This is a genomic window from Providencia sp. M-27 (assembly GCF_011077905.1).
Taxonomy (GTDB): Bacteria; Pseudomonadota; Gammaproteobacteria; order Enterobacterales; family Enterobacteriaceae; genus Providencia; species Providencia huaxiensis.
Genome location: NZ_JAALBT010000008.1, coordinates 172,371 through 186,530, shown reverse-complemented (window position 1 = coordinate 186,530; position 14,160 = coordinate 172,371). Strand labels below are relative to the sequence as shown.

Genomic DNA, 14,160 nt, shown 5'->3' with positions numbered 1-14,160 from the left:
CAATAAAAATGACAAATAATACTCAGCGCCAGGCTCGCGTATCAGCCTACTTACAACCAAATATTGACGATGTTCTACGTGAATTTAAAGATATCGGTAAAGTACAGCAGCAGGTGCAAAAACCGAGAAATCGCAAATTGTGTGATGATTTGCAAGTCGCTATTCGTCGTTCTGGCCTTAAAGACGGTATGACAATTTCTTTCCATCACGCCTTCCGTGGTGGAGATCTTACCGTCAACATGGTAATGCAAGTTATTGCAGAGATGGGCTTTCGCAACTTAACACTTGCATCCAGTTCATTAAGTGCTTGCCATTCACCACTTGTTGAACATATTCGTCATGGCGTTATTCGTAAGATTTATACCTCTGGTATCCGAGGCCCACTCGCTGAAGCCATTTCACGCGGCGAATTAGAAGAACCTGTACAAATTCATTCACATGGTGGAAGAGCTAATTTGATTCATAGCGGTGAACTCGTTATTGATGTGGCATTTATTGGCGTACCATCATGTGATGAATACGGTAATGCAAACGGATATACCGGAACGGCTTGCTGTGGTTCTTTAGGTTACGCCAAAATTGATGCAGAAACTGCAAAAAAAGTGGTGATGTTAACGGAAGAAATACTCGATTACCCCCACAACCCATCCAGTATTAAACAGGATGAAGTCGATTATATCGTCAAAGTTAAACGTGTGGGTGATGCGGATAAAATCGGGGCAGATGCGACTCGTATGACGTCAAACCCTCGTGAGCTTCTGATTGCTCGTACTGCTGCTGATGTTATCGAAAAGTCGGGCTACTTCAAAGAGGGTTTTTCACTACAAACCGGTACGGGTGGTGCTTCTCTTGCCGTTACTCGTTTCCTTGAAGATAAAATGAGACGCCATAATATTACTGCAGGATTTGCCTTAGGTGGCATCACATCAACCATTGTCGACTTGCATGAAAAAGGCTTAATTCGCAAATTATTAGACGTTCAAAGCTTCGATAAAGCAGCGGCTGAGTCGCTCGCTCGCAACCCAAATCACATTGAAATCAGTGCAAATCAATACGCTTGTTTTGATTCAAAAGGTGCATCTGTTGATATGCTTGATGTCGTTGTGTTGAGTGCGTTAGAAATCGATACACGCTTTAATGTCAATGTATTAACGGGTTCTGATGGTGTTATTCGTGGTGCATCTGGTGGCCATAGCGATACTGCCGTTGCCTCTAAACTGTCTATTATTGTTGCCCCTCTAGTGCGTGGACGCATTCCAACTTTAGTGGACGAAGTGCTCACTTGCGTAACGCCGGGATCAAGTGTGGATATTTTGGTCACTGACCATGGGATCACCGTTAACCCTGCTCGCCCTGAATTAAAACAGCAACTTGAAAATCAAGGCATCAAAACCGTTTCAATGAGCTGGTTAAGAGAGCGTGCACAATTACTCACTGGAACGCCTAACCCAATTGAATTTACAGATAAAGTCGTTGCTGTTGTGCGTTATCGTGATGGCTCAGTCATTGATGTTGTTCATCAAGTGAAGGAGTAAACTATGTTTTGCCCACTGCCTGATACTCAAGAGCAATTTGAAATTTCTTTACCTGAACTGTTGGATAGCCGAGATGCCCGTCTGGCTCGTCAACAAGCATGGATTGGTCTCCATCAGGTAACCTTGATTTCATTTACTGTCGTTTTTCCAGGAGCTGTCAAAGACAACTCTCTTGTTAGACATGTGTTTAATCAGGGCCTAAATGCGCTTAAACAAATTGCTTCATGCGGGCAGTGGGTGTTTTTATCACAACAATCGTGGGCGCTAAAAACTGGGCCGGAATGTTTGGTCGCTGTTGATGGCGATGCTATCGAGATTAAAAAGGCGTTAATTCACCTAGAAGAGTCGTCCCCCGTTGGTCGATTATGGGATTTTGATGTATTTGATGCGAATGGGCAGCAATATTCGCGCTCCCAGTTAAATTTACCACCAAGGCAATGCTTAGTTTGTGAAAATGAAGCGAAAATTTGTGCTCGTCAACGGACACATTCATTGGTAGAGATACTTAATCGTATTGAGGAGCTAGCGAATGCAACCTATTAAACAGCTCAGCCATATAAATGAGAAATTAACTCGCTATTACAGCCAATTAGCATGGCAAGCGATGTTAGCCGAAGTGAATTTGACACCTAAACCTGGATTAGTTGATAAACACAATACCGGCGCTCATAAAGATATGGCACTCACTGACTTTCATTTAAGTGCCAATGCCATCGCGGTACATTTTCCTCGATTTTTACAGGCAGGTGCTCAATATAAAAATTGTCTTATCGATCAGCTATTACCCCTCATTCGTCCTATCGGCATAGATTGCGAGAAGTCGATGTTCCGCGCGACTAAAGGGGTTAACACCCATAAAGGCAGTATTTTTTCCTTGGGTTTAGTTTTAACCGCAATAGGCCGTTTGATTGCACAACAACAATTTGTTTCACCTGAAAGTGTAAGCTTATTGGTTGCCAGTATGTGTAAGGGAATTACCAATGAACTTAAACAAAAAACCGAAAACCCTACCGCAGGCCGCCGCTTATATCAGGAACATGGGTTAACAGGCGCAAGAGGTGAAGCGGAAGGCGGTTATTCGTTAGTAATCAAACATTCACTTCCTTATTATTTGCAACAACTTGCTAAAGGTAAACTAGCCGATATCGCCCTACTCGATACCTTAATTCTACTCATGAGCCTGAATGATGATACAAATATTGTTAATCGTGGTGGCGTCAACGGATTAACATGGGTAAAGCAACGCGCAGAACAGCTATTAGTCACTGGTATTAATACCCATGATGACTTAGTTAAGGTTAAACAATTCGACAGTGAATGTATTCAACTAAACATGAGTCCAGGAGGAAGTGCGGATTTATTAATTTTGACTTGGTTTTTTGCCCGATTACCCAGCCAGTCTTTAATTAACATGAAGTAATTATTTTAATATCAATTAACACAGGAATAATTTAAAAAATAAAAACAAATTAACCAAATAAAAACCAATTAATTATTTAAATAAATTATATACCTTAGAATGAATGAGTAATGAAAATAAGATTCATTATATTCATTCAAGATACAGCCATATTAAAAACATTGTCATTTTAACAAATTCCTAATATTAAAGTTCATTCAATTTAATATTAAATAAATTTAATATTGATTTAATCAAGGAAATTGGCTTATGCAAAAAGAAAAAATATGGAAGCTATTAGTCTTAATAGCCATTCCAATTATTATTGCTTTAATACCAACACCTGCGGGGCTACCACATATTGCATGGTTGCTATTTGGTCTTTACCTTGCCGCTATTGTTGGATTGGTACTTAAACCCTATTCAGAGCCTGTTATTTTATTAGCCACTATTGCTGCCAGTGCGGTAATTATTGGGGTAACAGGGACTAAAGATGTCAAAGCAAGTGAAGTTTTAAGCGGATATGCATCCGGTACGACATGGCTTGTATTTGCTGCATTTACTCTGAGTGCTGCCTTTGTTATTACTGGTTTAGGTAAACGTCTTTCTTATATCTTGATTGGCAAGTTAGGCGGTACAACATTAGGGCTCGGTTATGTAACCGCAATCCTTGATTTAATTATCGCGCCTGCGACGCCATCTAATACCGCACGTGCTGGAGGGATTGTTTTCCCAATCATCAATAGTGTGGCCGTTGCTTTAGGGTCTGATCCAGAGAAAAGCCCACGAAAAGCGGGTCACTACCTCCTCGTCAACGTCTATATGGTGACCAAAACCACCAGCTATATGTTCTTAACCGCAATGGCACCGAATGCACTCGCCCTTGCCATGATGAGTGACATTATGGGCATCCATTTAAGTTGGGGCGGATGGGCGCTTGCAGCCTCTGTACCTGGTTTAATTATGCTGATTTTGACGCCATTAATGATCTACAAACTGTATCCACCTGAGTTGAAAAAGGTGAACAATAAAGAGATCGCAGCCAAAGGCCTTGAAGATTTAGGCCCAATGACTATGCGTGAAAAATTGCTAGGTATTGTCTTCATTATCGCGCTGTGCGGCTGGATTTTCTCTGATCTTATCGGGGTCAGCGCTTCTAGCGTCGCGATTGCGGTTATGGCATTAACTCTGATCCTCGGTGTTGTAACTTGGGATGACGTGCTGAAGAATAAAGGCGGCTGGAATACCCTGATTTGGTACGGTGGTATTATCAGTATGTCAGGCGTACTCACAAAAGCAGGTTTCTTCAAGTGGCTCGCAGATACCATGAGCCAATACCTTTCTTTCGGTGACCAAGCAATGCTAGCGTTCTTTGTCATCATGTTCATCAGTGTTGCCATTCGCTACTTATTCGCCTCTGGTGGTGCCTACGTTGCAGCCATGGTTCCGGTATTTGCCACTGTGGGTATGGTTGCTGGGGCTCCTCCGATGTTGCTCGCACTGGGATTATTGTTCTCAAATGCCTACGGCGGAAGCGTTACTCACTATGGCGGCGCGGCAGCACCTATCGTATTCGGTGCAGGTTATAACGATATCCGTTCTTGGTGGATCATCGGTGGGTTAGTTGCCTTCATTAGTTTATTCGTTCACATGACTATCGGTTTAGGTTGGTGGGAAATTTTAATCAGTACTGGATTAATTTAATTCTTAGTCAATAAATCGACACGACGGGCACCATCATGATTGTGCCCTATTTAACAACAAAATGATTAATTTCTCGCTGTTCCAGAGTTATTTGCAGTCTTGGCGCTATAACGTGAATTTTATTGGAGCAAGCTTAATTCTTTCTTAGGTTTACCTAATAATATTAGCCCAGCTTACCCTAAATAGTTCACGTTGTAGCAAGGCGGCAAAACAAAGACATCCCAAGGAGCATACATCAGTATGTGACTTGGGTGGCTGAGTGTAGCCAACACAGCTACAGCGCGAAATATGACGGGTAAACAGATGAAAAAAATCCCTTGCACACTAATGCGTGGCGGAACCTCAAAAGGCGTATTTCTATTAGCCGATGACCTTCCCACTGATATTCAACAACGTGATGAACTGATCCTCGCTATTATGGGTTCTGGCCATGCTTTGCAAATTGATGGCATTGGTGGAGGCAGCCCACAGACCAGTAAAGTCGCTATTATTAGCCCTTCCTCCCACCCTGATGCCGATATTGATTACCTATTTGCTCAGGTTTCTATTACTGAGCATCTTGTTGATACAGCACCGAATTGTGGCAATATTCTTTGTGCAGTGGGTTCTTTTGCTATTGAAAAAGGATTGGTGCCCATCACGGGTGAAACAACCACGGTTAGGATCCGCAATGTAAATACGAATACTTTCATCAACTCTAGGGTACAAACCCCTGATGGCCATGTAACTTATGATGGTAATACCGAAATTGCTAGCGTACCCGGCCATGCAGCGCCTGTTGCACTGACATTTTTAAATGCTTGTGGAACAAAAACAGGGAAATTGCTCCCTACAGGCCATGCGATTGATACTATTGAAGGTATTGATGTCAGCTGCATTGATATGGCGACGCCAGTGGTATTAATTGATGCCCCTCAGCTTAACAAAACAGGTTATGAAACCGCGGAACAACTTGAAGCAGATACCGAGTTTATGCAAAAGCTAGAGGCTATTCGTATAAAAGCGGGTGCAATGATGGGGCTTGGTGATGTAAGTAAAAAAGTCATTCCTAAACCCATATTGATTTCACCTGCCATTCACGGTGGAACAATTAATGTCCGCTATTTTATGCCACATAAATGCCATGGTGCGCTTGCCGTAACGGGTGCTATTGCCATTGCCACAAGCACTATGATCCCGGACAGTATTACTCAGCAATACATTCAGCCTGTTGATATGAGCAACATTTCCATTGAGCATTTAAGTGGTAAATTTGAGGTATCATTAAGCCCGCAAGGCAACTCACCGGAAGGGCTTCAAGCATCAATTGTTCGTACGGCAAGAAAACTGTTTGAAGGCAACGTATACGTTCCTTAAAACTAATAATAGCCTGCCTCTTATCTAGAGGCAGGTGATGAATTTTATTTTTCTGCAAGTAACGGTTCAAAATTGCCATCAATGTAATAGGAAACTTGATGAGCTTCATCTGGCGTCGGCAATTCCAACTTCCCGGCCATTTTTTCCATCACTTGCTCCGGTACCGCATATTGACGCTGTTGATTTTGTTGCCGCCACTGTTTAAATGGTACTTCCAAGTAAACTAAATGGATTTTTGCTTGATAGCGTTCAAATAAACTGATCATTGTTCCCCGTAATGAGGCACTCAGTGACGTCGCATTCCAAATAAAATGGGTTTTCGTGCGTAATAACTGTTTCGCTTGTTCTTTCGCTTGCTGAGCGACCCACCCTTGTGCATTTTTATCTGCTGGGTTGATTTTATGTTCTCGGCGAATATCATCTAAACAAACTACTGCCGTTTGTGGGTAAAACCGTTTGATGAAATGGTCTTTTCCCATCCCCGGTAAACCACATAACATAATCACTTCGCTTCCATTCTCTTCAAAAGGCTGGTAATCCGTGGTGCCTTTTTGATGATGAAAATACTGGAAGCGCCCAGCCGCTGACGCAAATAATTTAGGTTGGTTCCAGCAGCCCTGCTCACGGCAGAACAACTCAAATAGCTCGATTCTGACCAATAATTCTGCTTTATCTTCACACGTACGCCCTATCGCATCAGCTTTCGCTAACATGCACAATAAAGACATTTCAACCCGTAAAGATGCGGCAAATAACGTGCGTTCAGGATCTGGCTTTTCCATTAACCAAAGCGGTAAACCATGGAATCGAACTAAAGCCGCAATTTGTTCGCGAATAGCAAAAGGAGTTTCTATTTGTCGAAATAATATATTTCTTACAGATAACTCACCTTTTTTGGCATGTCCAGGTGAATGGATCCGCCCCTCTTCATCTTCTTTTGTCGTACTGCGTTTTTCGATGTCATGCAGCAAGGCTGCAGCCCAAACGATTTGTTGTTTAAGCTCAGGAAGCTGTTGATATTCAGGCAAACCTTCTAAAGCAGCTAACACCATTTGGGTGTGAATAGCCACGTTACCTTCCGCATGGTGCAAGCGGTCTTGCGGCACATACTGCATATCACGCACAAAATCGAACTGTTTTTCAAGCTGTGTCCAATCACGACATTGGGTTAATTGCCAACTCATGGTTGTTCTCCTTGTAATTCAAAGGCCAGCTTGGCTCTCTGCCAATGCCGCTTCCAGTGGATATCCGTTTTAACATGGTTTTTACGCACATATTTGAAAACATGCGCCATAAAATCATCCACATGAAAGCCTTGGCTATCGCGGCTCACAATACCTTCCATGCTACAAGATTTACCCGTGTGAGTATCACGCGCAATAAATTGGCTATCTAATGATGCTGCAGTAATTAATGAACTTGCATATTCTTGCTTGCTCATGTGTTTACTGAGTGATAAATCTAATTGAGGGACGGATGGGAAATCAAATAGAGCCGCATAGAATTGCACCTCTTCCCAACTGAGCCAATACTCCCCCTGCCTCACCGCAAACACATAGAAGTAATCTTCAATATATTGATATTCAATGGAATGTATTGCGTAAAGGTTCTCACCGAATAGTTCAATATCCCCTAAATCATCTTTAATCAGCTGCCAACGTTGGCGAATTTGCTGGCTCCATGCTGATTGGGTTGGCGCTCCATGAGAGCGTGCAAAAACCCCGTGACGGTTTAAACAATTATTTTCACCATCCAGTTTTTCTGTATGAACCAGTTTGTCTATATTTTGGATGTGCGACCACCAATCGCTATTGATGCGATCATCACTCGTCGTACCTGGGGAGAACGGATAGTGATACGTTCTACCATACTTTCTTGATTGCATATTCATCATGCTTTCTCTAAAGAAATAGAAATAACCACAAATCTTTTTGCTAGATTTGCGTCTTTAATTGTTGAGAAATCAAGTGTAGGTATTACATATCTATTCCGAGTGACGGCCTCATTTTTACTTGGCTAATGGTTAAAATTAGCGAAATTGCAGGAAAACAATTGAATTTTAGTCTATTTGTCAAGAAAAAGGCTATCAATTTATTCCTAATTTAGCTCTACACACAAAAATCACCTACTCCCTATTAATCTAGAAGCCCAAATAAGCCTATTTGTTTAGTTTATCAGTGAATTGAAACCACTTATTAACCTGTATAACGTGGTTTTCAAAAATATTGGAGTAACTTAATGACTGATTTTGATAAATATAAAACAACCTTGAAAAAGTTAAAATACTACGTATACGCATTATGCGAGCTAACAGATGAAGAGCGTCGCCCTTTTTATATAGGAAAAGGAGTGAATGATCGTTGCTTACAACACATATACCAAGCTATTGATATAAACTCAGAAGAAATAGATAAAGATCTAGTTGAAGAATTAAATGAGAAAAAAGAAAAAATAGAGAAATTACACAAGCAAAATAAACTAGGCATTGATATTTTACGACATGGCATGGATGAAGATACCGCATTTGTTGTGGAAGCTACTTGTATCGATCTACTGGGTGTCGACAGCTTAACAAATAAAGTGAGAGGCAAAACAACTAAACTAGGACGATTGAGTTTAAACGAGATACATGATCTACATACTGAACAACAAGTTGACATTAAAAAAGAACATTCCGGTTTGGCCTTTCTTTTGAACAAACTCTATAAATCAGGTATGGATGAACTTTCTTTATTTGAAGTAACCCGTGGGGTTTGGGCTAATATCCCAAGAAATGACAGTAATATCAAATACGCCTATGCAACATATAACAATATCATTAAAGAAGTTTATGAAGTGCATGGATGGGTAAAAGCAGGTACACAGCAATATTTTACTCGAGACAATATTAAACGTGATAGTGATAGGTGGGAATTTATCGGACGTAAAGCTGACGATTCTGTTCGTAAACTTTATGTAGGAAAAGTAATTAATAGAGATAGGAGCTATGGAACACCTTTCGTTAAGGTTGGATATTAATCTATTACAGATATCACGAATAGTCTTCAAGATGAAAAAGCAATAATCATCTTTTGATAGTGCTTGAGAACACCTTCAATATTCCCAAGCACTTCAGATTAAGAGTATTTAATACAAGCCGAGTACCGCCCCAGCCGCTAATAAAAAGAAACTAAACAACCAAATCCAACCGAACGAATAACGTAAGTGGCGCCCCATATCAATTCCAGCTAATCCCATTGCTAACCATGCTGCTGGAGAGAACGGGCTCACGAAGGTTCCTGCATTGTTACCTATCGCCATGGCATAAACAACGGAAGATGGGTCAACACCAACTGTGCCTGCAATTTGTTGAATTATTGGTAATAGTGCAAAATAGTAAGCATCGGTACTGGTAAAAATATCCATTGGCACACCTAAAATACCAACAAAAATATGAACTTTAGAAACCCATTCTGTTGGTAAAATAGCGGTTAAGTCTGTTGCGATTGACTCAAGCATGCCACCTTCAGATAAAATACCTAAAAATGCTCCCGCCGCTAAGATAATGGCAACCATTCCCAATGCTTGCGGAGCATGGGCTGCCAAAACTTTCATTTGGTCTCTAGGGTTAGGGAAGTTAACCATCAAGGCAATAGAAAGGGCAATCATAAAAACATAAGGTGCAGATAATAAACCAAATGCTAAACACACAACGGAGGCAACAATTAACCCACCATTAATGAGTGGTTTTTTAGGCTTATGAACCGTTTCCGCTATATCTGCAGTGTCGTCACTGACAGGTAACAAAGAATCCATTTCATATGGCGTTGTTCCTTTCAAACTTGCTGCGGCAATACGTCTTTTCTCACGTAATCCCATCAAGATAGCAAATACCACTGCTCCACCCATACCAATGAGTTGTACTGGGATCAAATGTTGCCATAAGGTCGAAGCATCAATTCCAGTGACAGCCGAAGCACGGCCTAATGGCCCGCCCCAAGGTACCATATTCATAACCCCCATGCTGGCACACATCAGCAGCAACATAAGGTATGGACTCATCCCCAATTGACGGTATAAAGGTAATAGTGCAGGAATGATAATTAAGAATGTCGCTGCGCCTGAACCATCTAAATGGACAACTCCTGCAATTAACGTTGTCATAATACAAACAACAATAATATTCCCACGCGTCATTTTAACCATTAAACGGATCAACGGAACAAAAATATGCAGGTCTTTCATTAAGCTAAAAAATAAAATCGCAAATAAAAACATAGCTGCGACTTTTGAAACTTTATTAATTCCGCTTTCAAAGAATACTGAAATTTCAGCAACAGAGTAACCAGCAAATAAAGCACCAATAAAGGGAATACAAGACATTGCGATAATTGGGCTAACTTTCCCCATCATCAATAATGTTACTATCGATATAATGATTAAAATACCAATAATTGTCAGCACATCAACTTCCTTCTTAGAATTATATTTTTCAGGTGAACACAAAATTCAGCTTGGCTCGCATTAGCTTAATAAGCATGTTTCTTATATAAACCATTTAATATAACCGCAAGGAATATTTTATAATTTTGCTTCACAAACAATGCATTAATTCTTATTTAAATTATCATTTAAAATAAAAAAATAGCTTTATTCTCTATTAGAACCATTAAAACCATAAGAGGACATTAACGCCACTCCACAATGGTGAATATTAATTTTATTTATAAGTTACAGAATTATAACAATCAAAAATTAATAACTATTATAATATTTTATTTTTTATCTTATTTTTTTATATTTTTTCCCTCTTTTTTCATCATGTTGCTAGGGAAATATACTTTTTATGCTTTTGGCCAAATATGCAAAAATTTACTTGATTTTCTATCACCGATCCGCTGTAAAAACAAAATTTAGCCCGTAATACCACACCATCTCACAAAAAAAATTTGGAGAACTAAGTATAATATTAAAGTAATTTAAGTTTGCTAATAAGGAATGTTCCAATGAGCCGCCTTTTTTCACCTGCATCAATAGGCCAAGTTTCGCTGAAAAATAGAATTATTGTTCCCCCGATGTGTCAATATTCTGCAGAAAATGGCATGCCAACAGCGTGGCATAACGCCCACTATATGAACCTTGCCTTGTCAGGGGCCTCCTTAGTGATTGTAGAAGCCAGTGCCGTTGTTCCTGAAGGACGTATTACCCACAAAGACTTAGGCTTATGGAATGACGAACAAATGGTAGCCATGCAGAAAATGCTCAGCGATATCAGACATTTTTCAGATGCGCGTTTAGGGGTACAAATCGCCCACGCAGGTAGAAAAGCATCAACCGAGTTACCTTGGTTAGGGGGTAAAAGTATCCATCCTACACAACCAAATGGTTGGCAAACCGTTGCACCATCAGCAATCGCTTTTGGTGAGAATGCAATCCCACATGCATTATCTATTGATGAAATTCTACAGGTCAAACAGCAATTTATTGACGCTGCAATTCGTGCTGAAAAAGCCGGTTTTGACGTTATTGAGATCCATTCTGCTCACGGATATTTACTGCATGAATTCTTATCACCGGCATCAAACTTACGACAAGATGAATATGGTGGGTGCTTTAAAGGGCGTACCCGCTTACTTACTAATATTTTTCATGAGATGAGAGAAATAATTAACCCTAATGTTGCAATTGGCGTGCGGATCTCCGCAACAGATTGGCTTGAATCGGGTTGGAATGTACCAGAATCAATTGAGCTAACAGAATTATTAGAGGATTTGGGTTGTGATTATGTCCACGTTTCGTCAGGTGGCTTATCAACTGAGCAACAGATACCATTAAGTCCAAATTATCAAGTCCCTTTAGCCCAAGCTATTCATGAAAACACCATGATGCCTGTTATTGCGGTAGGCCTTATTACCGAACCTTTACAAGCAGAAGCCATTGTTGCAACCCATCAAGCTGATTTTGTCGCTATTGGTAGGGGGATTTTATTTGAGCCACGATGGCCTTGGCGAGCAGCGAGTGAATTGAATGAACAAATAGACGTTGCGCCACAATACCGGCGCTGTGCCCCACATCAATTTAAGCACTTATTTAAGTAAGGTAATAAACTCGCAGCTATTGCTAATTGATAATAGCTGCGAGTAATAAATAATTAACGCGCGTTAGTCGAACACTGTTGCACAAATTCAATCATCGTTTTTTGGAATTCAGGTTCTGCAGTACCTGATTTTTCTAGCTCCGCATCCATACGTTTAAACTCGGCCAAACCATATTTTTCAATTGTTTTGTCGTAGGCGCAACCACAAATTGCAGTCACTGCTTTTGCCGTTTCACCTTGAGGATTACCAGATGCAACCACACAAGTATTTACAAAATTTTCTTTGTATTCAGCAATTTCTGATTTTTCATCAGAACATGCAGACAGCACAGCCATCGCTCCCGCCATACCTAATATTAATGCTAATTTTTTCATTTTATGCCCATTTCCTATTTAGCTTTAACTAAGATGATAATAATAAACCCCTATTATTCCTAGTTCACGCTATTTTGGATATCTCGTTTATGTTTTCAATACCATTAATCTTAATTCACCAAATAAGACGTTCTTATTAAGATTAATATCCCTATCACTGACTATTCATATTAATCATAGCTGTTTTCTTATAAAAAATCTGTATTGCCCCATCTTTTATTATCTGTATTTCACTTAGGTAATGAATTAGAACAACGCCATCGATAATAGAATAATGATGATAAAATTAGCACACAGCCAACAATTTGGATAAAAGGCATTCTTTCACTATACCAAATAGCCGCTACAAATACGGTCATAACAGGTTCAAGGATCATAATAATTGCGGCATTTCCTGCGGTGGTATTTTTTTGGCCAATAAGCTGTAATACAAACCGTAAACTCGTTGCTATCACCACACTAGCAATAAACCACATCATAGTGGGTATCGTGATGCTACTTGGCCACTCTTCTAAAAAAAGTGACAAAACTAGTCCTGTAATTCCAGTACAGGCAAGTTGAATGGTCGTTAACGGTAAAAGAGGAATTGTTCGAGTATATAAACTGGTATAACAAAAATAGATAGCCTGAACAATTGCGGCGCCAAGAAACCAAAGTTGGCTTGCTTTAAACTCAAGCTGAGCCTTGAATAGTGTTAAACATGCCAGCCCTAATACAGCGACAGGAAGTGCCTCCCAGAAATAACGTACAGGTTTATTTTTTAAAATCACCCATGCGACTAAGGGAACAAACAACATCGCCAGGCTCATGATAAAAGCCCCTTCGCCAATTGAGTCTGTTATCGCAACTGCGTGGATCCAAAGCACCATATTTAATGACATCCAACCGCCTGTCATTAATATTTTGGGTAATTGCTTCACCGCTATTCTATTTTTTTTCCCCCGACAAAAAGGGGCTAAAATGATGGCCGCGAATAAAAAACGGCTACCTAGGAAGGCAAATATTGGCATTCCCTGCACTGCTTCTCGGGAAAATACCCATCCCCAAGCTGCAATTATCGTGGTAAGCACCAAGAAAAATTCTGCCTTTCTTTGCGAATACATGTGTTCCTCTGGATAAATTAAAAAGACTCTCTGCTACATCATACTGGCTTTTTCATCTAAACCAATCACATTTATGGCCTTTATCTCCAACCGCTCCAAATAATAATGTTTCGTAAAAAATGATAAATATGACCTTAAATTAAGAGCCATTTCCTCTTAATAACGATAATTTTACTTCCAAGCCGCCTTTTTTCTTATTAAATAGATTAAGTCTTATTTCAAATACGATAAATGAGGAAGTTTGCATACAAGTTCATCAATTTTTCTTTTTACATGACCTGAGATAATCAAGGTAGGCAAACAAGTACCAGTCTTACTGATTGAAGTTGCATCTTCAACTTAATGGAAGGTCATAGCATGGTTATTCAAAAAACATTACCGATAGATAACGATACAATCAAAAAAATTAAGATTGCGATCAATAAGAGAAAATATGCGCATGCGGATGAGATAAGTTTGTTATGGCAACACGCATTACAATCGTCGTCAGTCTTCAGTTGGGGAAAAGTGATGCTGATTTCGATAATTAGTGGTTTGGTTGTGACAATAGCCACTTATTTATAGCATGGGGTTTTAAAAGAAGAAATCGAGCTGATAGCCCGATTTCTATTA

At 40.0% G+C, this 14,160-nt stretch carries 13 protein-coding genes; 8 read left to right on the top strand and 5 right to left on the bottom strand.

Translation table 11 applies throughout. The annotated features are described in order from the left end of the window. The first annotated feature begins 8 nt into the window (after positions 1 to 8). The 5 genes from citF to G6Q48_RS13535 all read left to right on the top strand — a co-directional run bounded on the left by citF (position 9) and on the right by G6Q48_RS13535 (position 5,994). Positions 9 to 1,535 carry a citrate lyase subunit alpha gene (gene citF, locus G6Q48_RS13555; RefSeq protein ID WP_102139289.1) on the top strand — a complete coding sequence of 509 codons (1,527 nt, stop codon included), beginning with the start codon at positions 9 to 11 and terminating at the stop codon, positions 1,533 to 1,535. 3 nt (positions 1,536 to 1,538) lie between these two features. Next, positions 1,539 to 2,078, top strand: a complete 540-nt coding sequence (citX, locus tag G6Q48_RS13550; RefSeq protein ID WP_102139290.1) for a citrate lyase holo-[acyl-carrier protein] synthase — start codon at positions 1,539 to 1,541, stop codon at positions 2,076 to 2,078. Then, on the top strand, positions 2,065 to 2,955 hold the full coding sequence (citG, locus tag G6Q48_RS13545) for a triphosphoribosyl-dephospho-CoA synthase CitG (RefSeq protein ID WP_166266965.1): 891 nt from the start codon (positions 2,065 to 2,067) through the stop codon (positions 2,953 to 2,955). Before citX ends, citG begins: the two co-directional genes overlap by 14 nt. Before the next feature lie 249 nt (positions 2,956 to 3,204). After that, positions 3,205 to 4,638 (top strand): anion permease, encoded by a 1,434-nt coding sequence (locus tag G6Q48_RS13540; RefSeq protein WP_102139292.1) that lies wholly within the window; start codon positions 3,205 to 3,207, stop codon positions 4,636 to 4,638. Positions 4,639 to 4,941: 303 nt separating this feature from the next. Beyond that, positions 4,942 to 5,994, top strand: coding sequence for a 4-oxalomesaconate tautomerase (locus tag G6Q48_RS13535; protein ID WP_166266963.1), 1,053 nt, complete (start codon positions 4,942 to 4,944; stop codon positions 5,992 to 5,994). 44 nt (positions 5,995 to 6,038) lie between these two features. Here the strand turns inward: G6Q48_RS13535 and G6Q48_RS13530 are convergent, their stop codons facing one another. Together G6Q48_RS13530 and G6Q48_RS13525 are read right to left on the bottom strand one after the other, a co-directional pair. Beyond that, positions 6,039 to 7,178 (bottom strand): AAA family ATPase, encoded by a 1,140-nt coding sequence (locus G6Q48_RS13530; protein WP_166266961.1) that lies wholly within the window; start codon positions 7,176 to 7,178, stop codon positions 6,039 to 6,041. Continuing rightward, positions 7,175 to 7,885, bottom strand: coding sequence for an RNA ligase family protein (locus tag G6Q48_RS13525; RefSeq protein WP_166266999.1), 711 nt, complete (start codon positions 7,883 to 7,885; stop codon positions 7,175 to 7,177). The genes G6Q48_RS13530 and G6Q48_RS13525 overlap by 4 nt, the downstream gene beginning before the upstream one ends. Before the next feature lie 347 nt (positions 7,886 to 8,232). On the opposite strand from G6Q48_RS13525, the gene G6Q48_RS13520 reads away from it, so the two are divergent. Beyond that, complete coding sequence (locus G6Q48_RS13520; protein WP_102139295.1) at positions 8,233 to 9,012, top strand: LEM-3-like GIY-YIG domain-containing protein; 780 nt, start codon at positions 8,233 to 8,235, stop codon at positions 9,010 to 9,012. A gap of 108 nt (positions 9,013 to 9,120) precedes the next feature. Here the strand turns inward: G6Q48_RS13520 and G6Q48_RS13515 are convergent, their stop codons facing one another. Then, complete coding sequence (locus G6Q48_RS13515) at positions 9,121 to 10,437, bottom strand: CitMHS family transporter (protein ID WP_166266959.1); 1,317 nt, start codon at positions 10,435 to 10,437, stop codon at positions 9,121 to 9,123. A gap of 542 nt (positions 10,438 to 10,979) precedes the next feature. On the opposite strand from G6Q48_RS13515, the gene G6Q48_RS13510 reads away from it, so the two are divergent. Beyond that, the gene (locus tag G6Q48_RS13510; RefSeq protein ID WP_166266957.1) at positions 10,980 to 12,071 is read left to right on the top strand and encodes an NADH:flavin oxidoreductase/NADH oxidase; all 1,092 of its coding nucleotides are present in this window, start codon (positions 10,980 to 10,982) and stop codon (positions 12,069 to 12,071) included. Positions 12,072 to 12,124: 53 nt separating this feature from the next. Here the strand turns inward: G6Q48_RS13510 and G6Q48_RS13505 are convergent, their stop codons facing one another. Both G6Q48_RS13505 and G6Q48_RS13500 read right to left on the bottom strand, forming a co-directional pair. After that, positions 12,125 to 12,445: a hypothetical protein gene (locus G6Q48_RS13505; RefSeq protein ID WP_166266955.1), complete on the bottom strand. Its 321-nt coding sequence runs from the start codon at positions 12,443 to 12,445 to the stop codon at positions 12,125 to 12,127. Positions 12,446 to 12,675: 230 nt separating this feature from the next. Further along, entirely contained in the window at positions 12,676 to 13,548 is an 873-nt protein-coding gene (locus tag G6Q48_RS13500; RefSeq protein ID WP_102139299.1) for a DMT family transporter, read from the bottom strand. Between the two features lie 357 nt (positions 13,549 to 13,905). Between G6Q48_RS13500 and G6Q48_RS13495 the strand changes: the two genes are divergently transcribed. Then, positions 13,906 to 14,112, top strand: a complete 207-nt coding sequence (locus tag G6Q48_RS13495) for a 3-oxoacyl-ACP synthase (RefSeq protein ID WP_242685815.1) — start codon at positions 13,906 to 13,908, stop codon at positions 14,110 to 14,112. Positions 14,113 to 14,160: the final 48 nt, after the last annotated feature.

What these genes read in the sequence shown, in the direction of transcription:
- citX (WP_102139290.1), top strand. Translation starts at nt 1,539, where the DNA reads ATGTTTTGCCCACTGCCTGATACTCAAGAGCAATTTGAAATTTCTTTA.
- G6Q48_RS13500 (WP_102139299.1), bottom strand. Translation starts at nt 13,548, where the DNA reads ATGTATTCGCAAAGAAAGGCAGAATTTTTCTTGGTGCTTACCACGATA.
- G6Q48_RS13510 (WP_166266957.1), top strand. Translation starts at nt 10,980, where the DNA reads ATGAGCCGCCTTTTTTCACCTGCATCAATAGGCCAAGTTTCGCTGAAA.
- G6Q48_RS13540 (WP_102139292.1), top strand. Translation starts at nt 3,205, where the DNA reads ATGCAAAAAGAAAAAATATGGAAGCTATTAGTCTTAATAGCCATTCCA.
- G6Q48_RS13505 (WP_166266955.1), bottom strand. Translation starts at nt 12,445, where the DNA reads ATGAAAAAATTAGCATTAATATTAGGTATGGCGGGAGCGATGGCTGTG.
- G6Q48_RS13530 (WP_166266961.1), bottom strand. Translation starts at nt 7,178, where the DNA reads ATGAGTTGGCAATTAACCCAATGTCGTGATTGGACACAGCTTGAAAAA.
- G6Q48_RS13535 (WP_166266963.1), top strand. Translation starts at nt 4,942, where the DNA reads ATGAAAAAAATCCCTTGCACACTAATGCGTGGCGGAACCTCAAAAGGC.
- G6Q48_RS13525 (WP_166266999.1), bottom strand. Translation starts at nt 7,885, where the DNA reads ATGAATATGCAATCAAGAAAGTATGGTAGAACGTATCACTATCCGTTC.
- citF (WP_102139289.1), top strand. Translation starts at nt 9, where the DNA reads ATGACAAATAATACTCAGCGCCAGGCTCGCGTATCAGCCTACTTACAA.
- G6Q48_RS13520 (WP_102139295.1), top strand. Translation starts at nt 8,233, where the DNA reads ATGACTGATTTTGATAAATATAAAACAACCTTGAAAAAGTTAAAATAC.
- citG (WP_166266965.1), top strand. Translation starts at nt 2,065, where the DNA reads ATGCAACCTATTAAACAGCTCAGCCATATAAATGAGAAATTAACTCGC.
- G6Q48_RS13495 (WP_242685815.1), top strand. Translation starts at nt 13,906, where the DNA reads ATGGTTATTCAAAAAACATTACCGATAGATAACGATACAATCAAAAAA.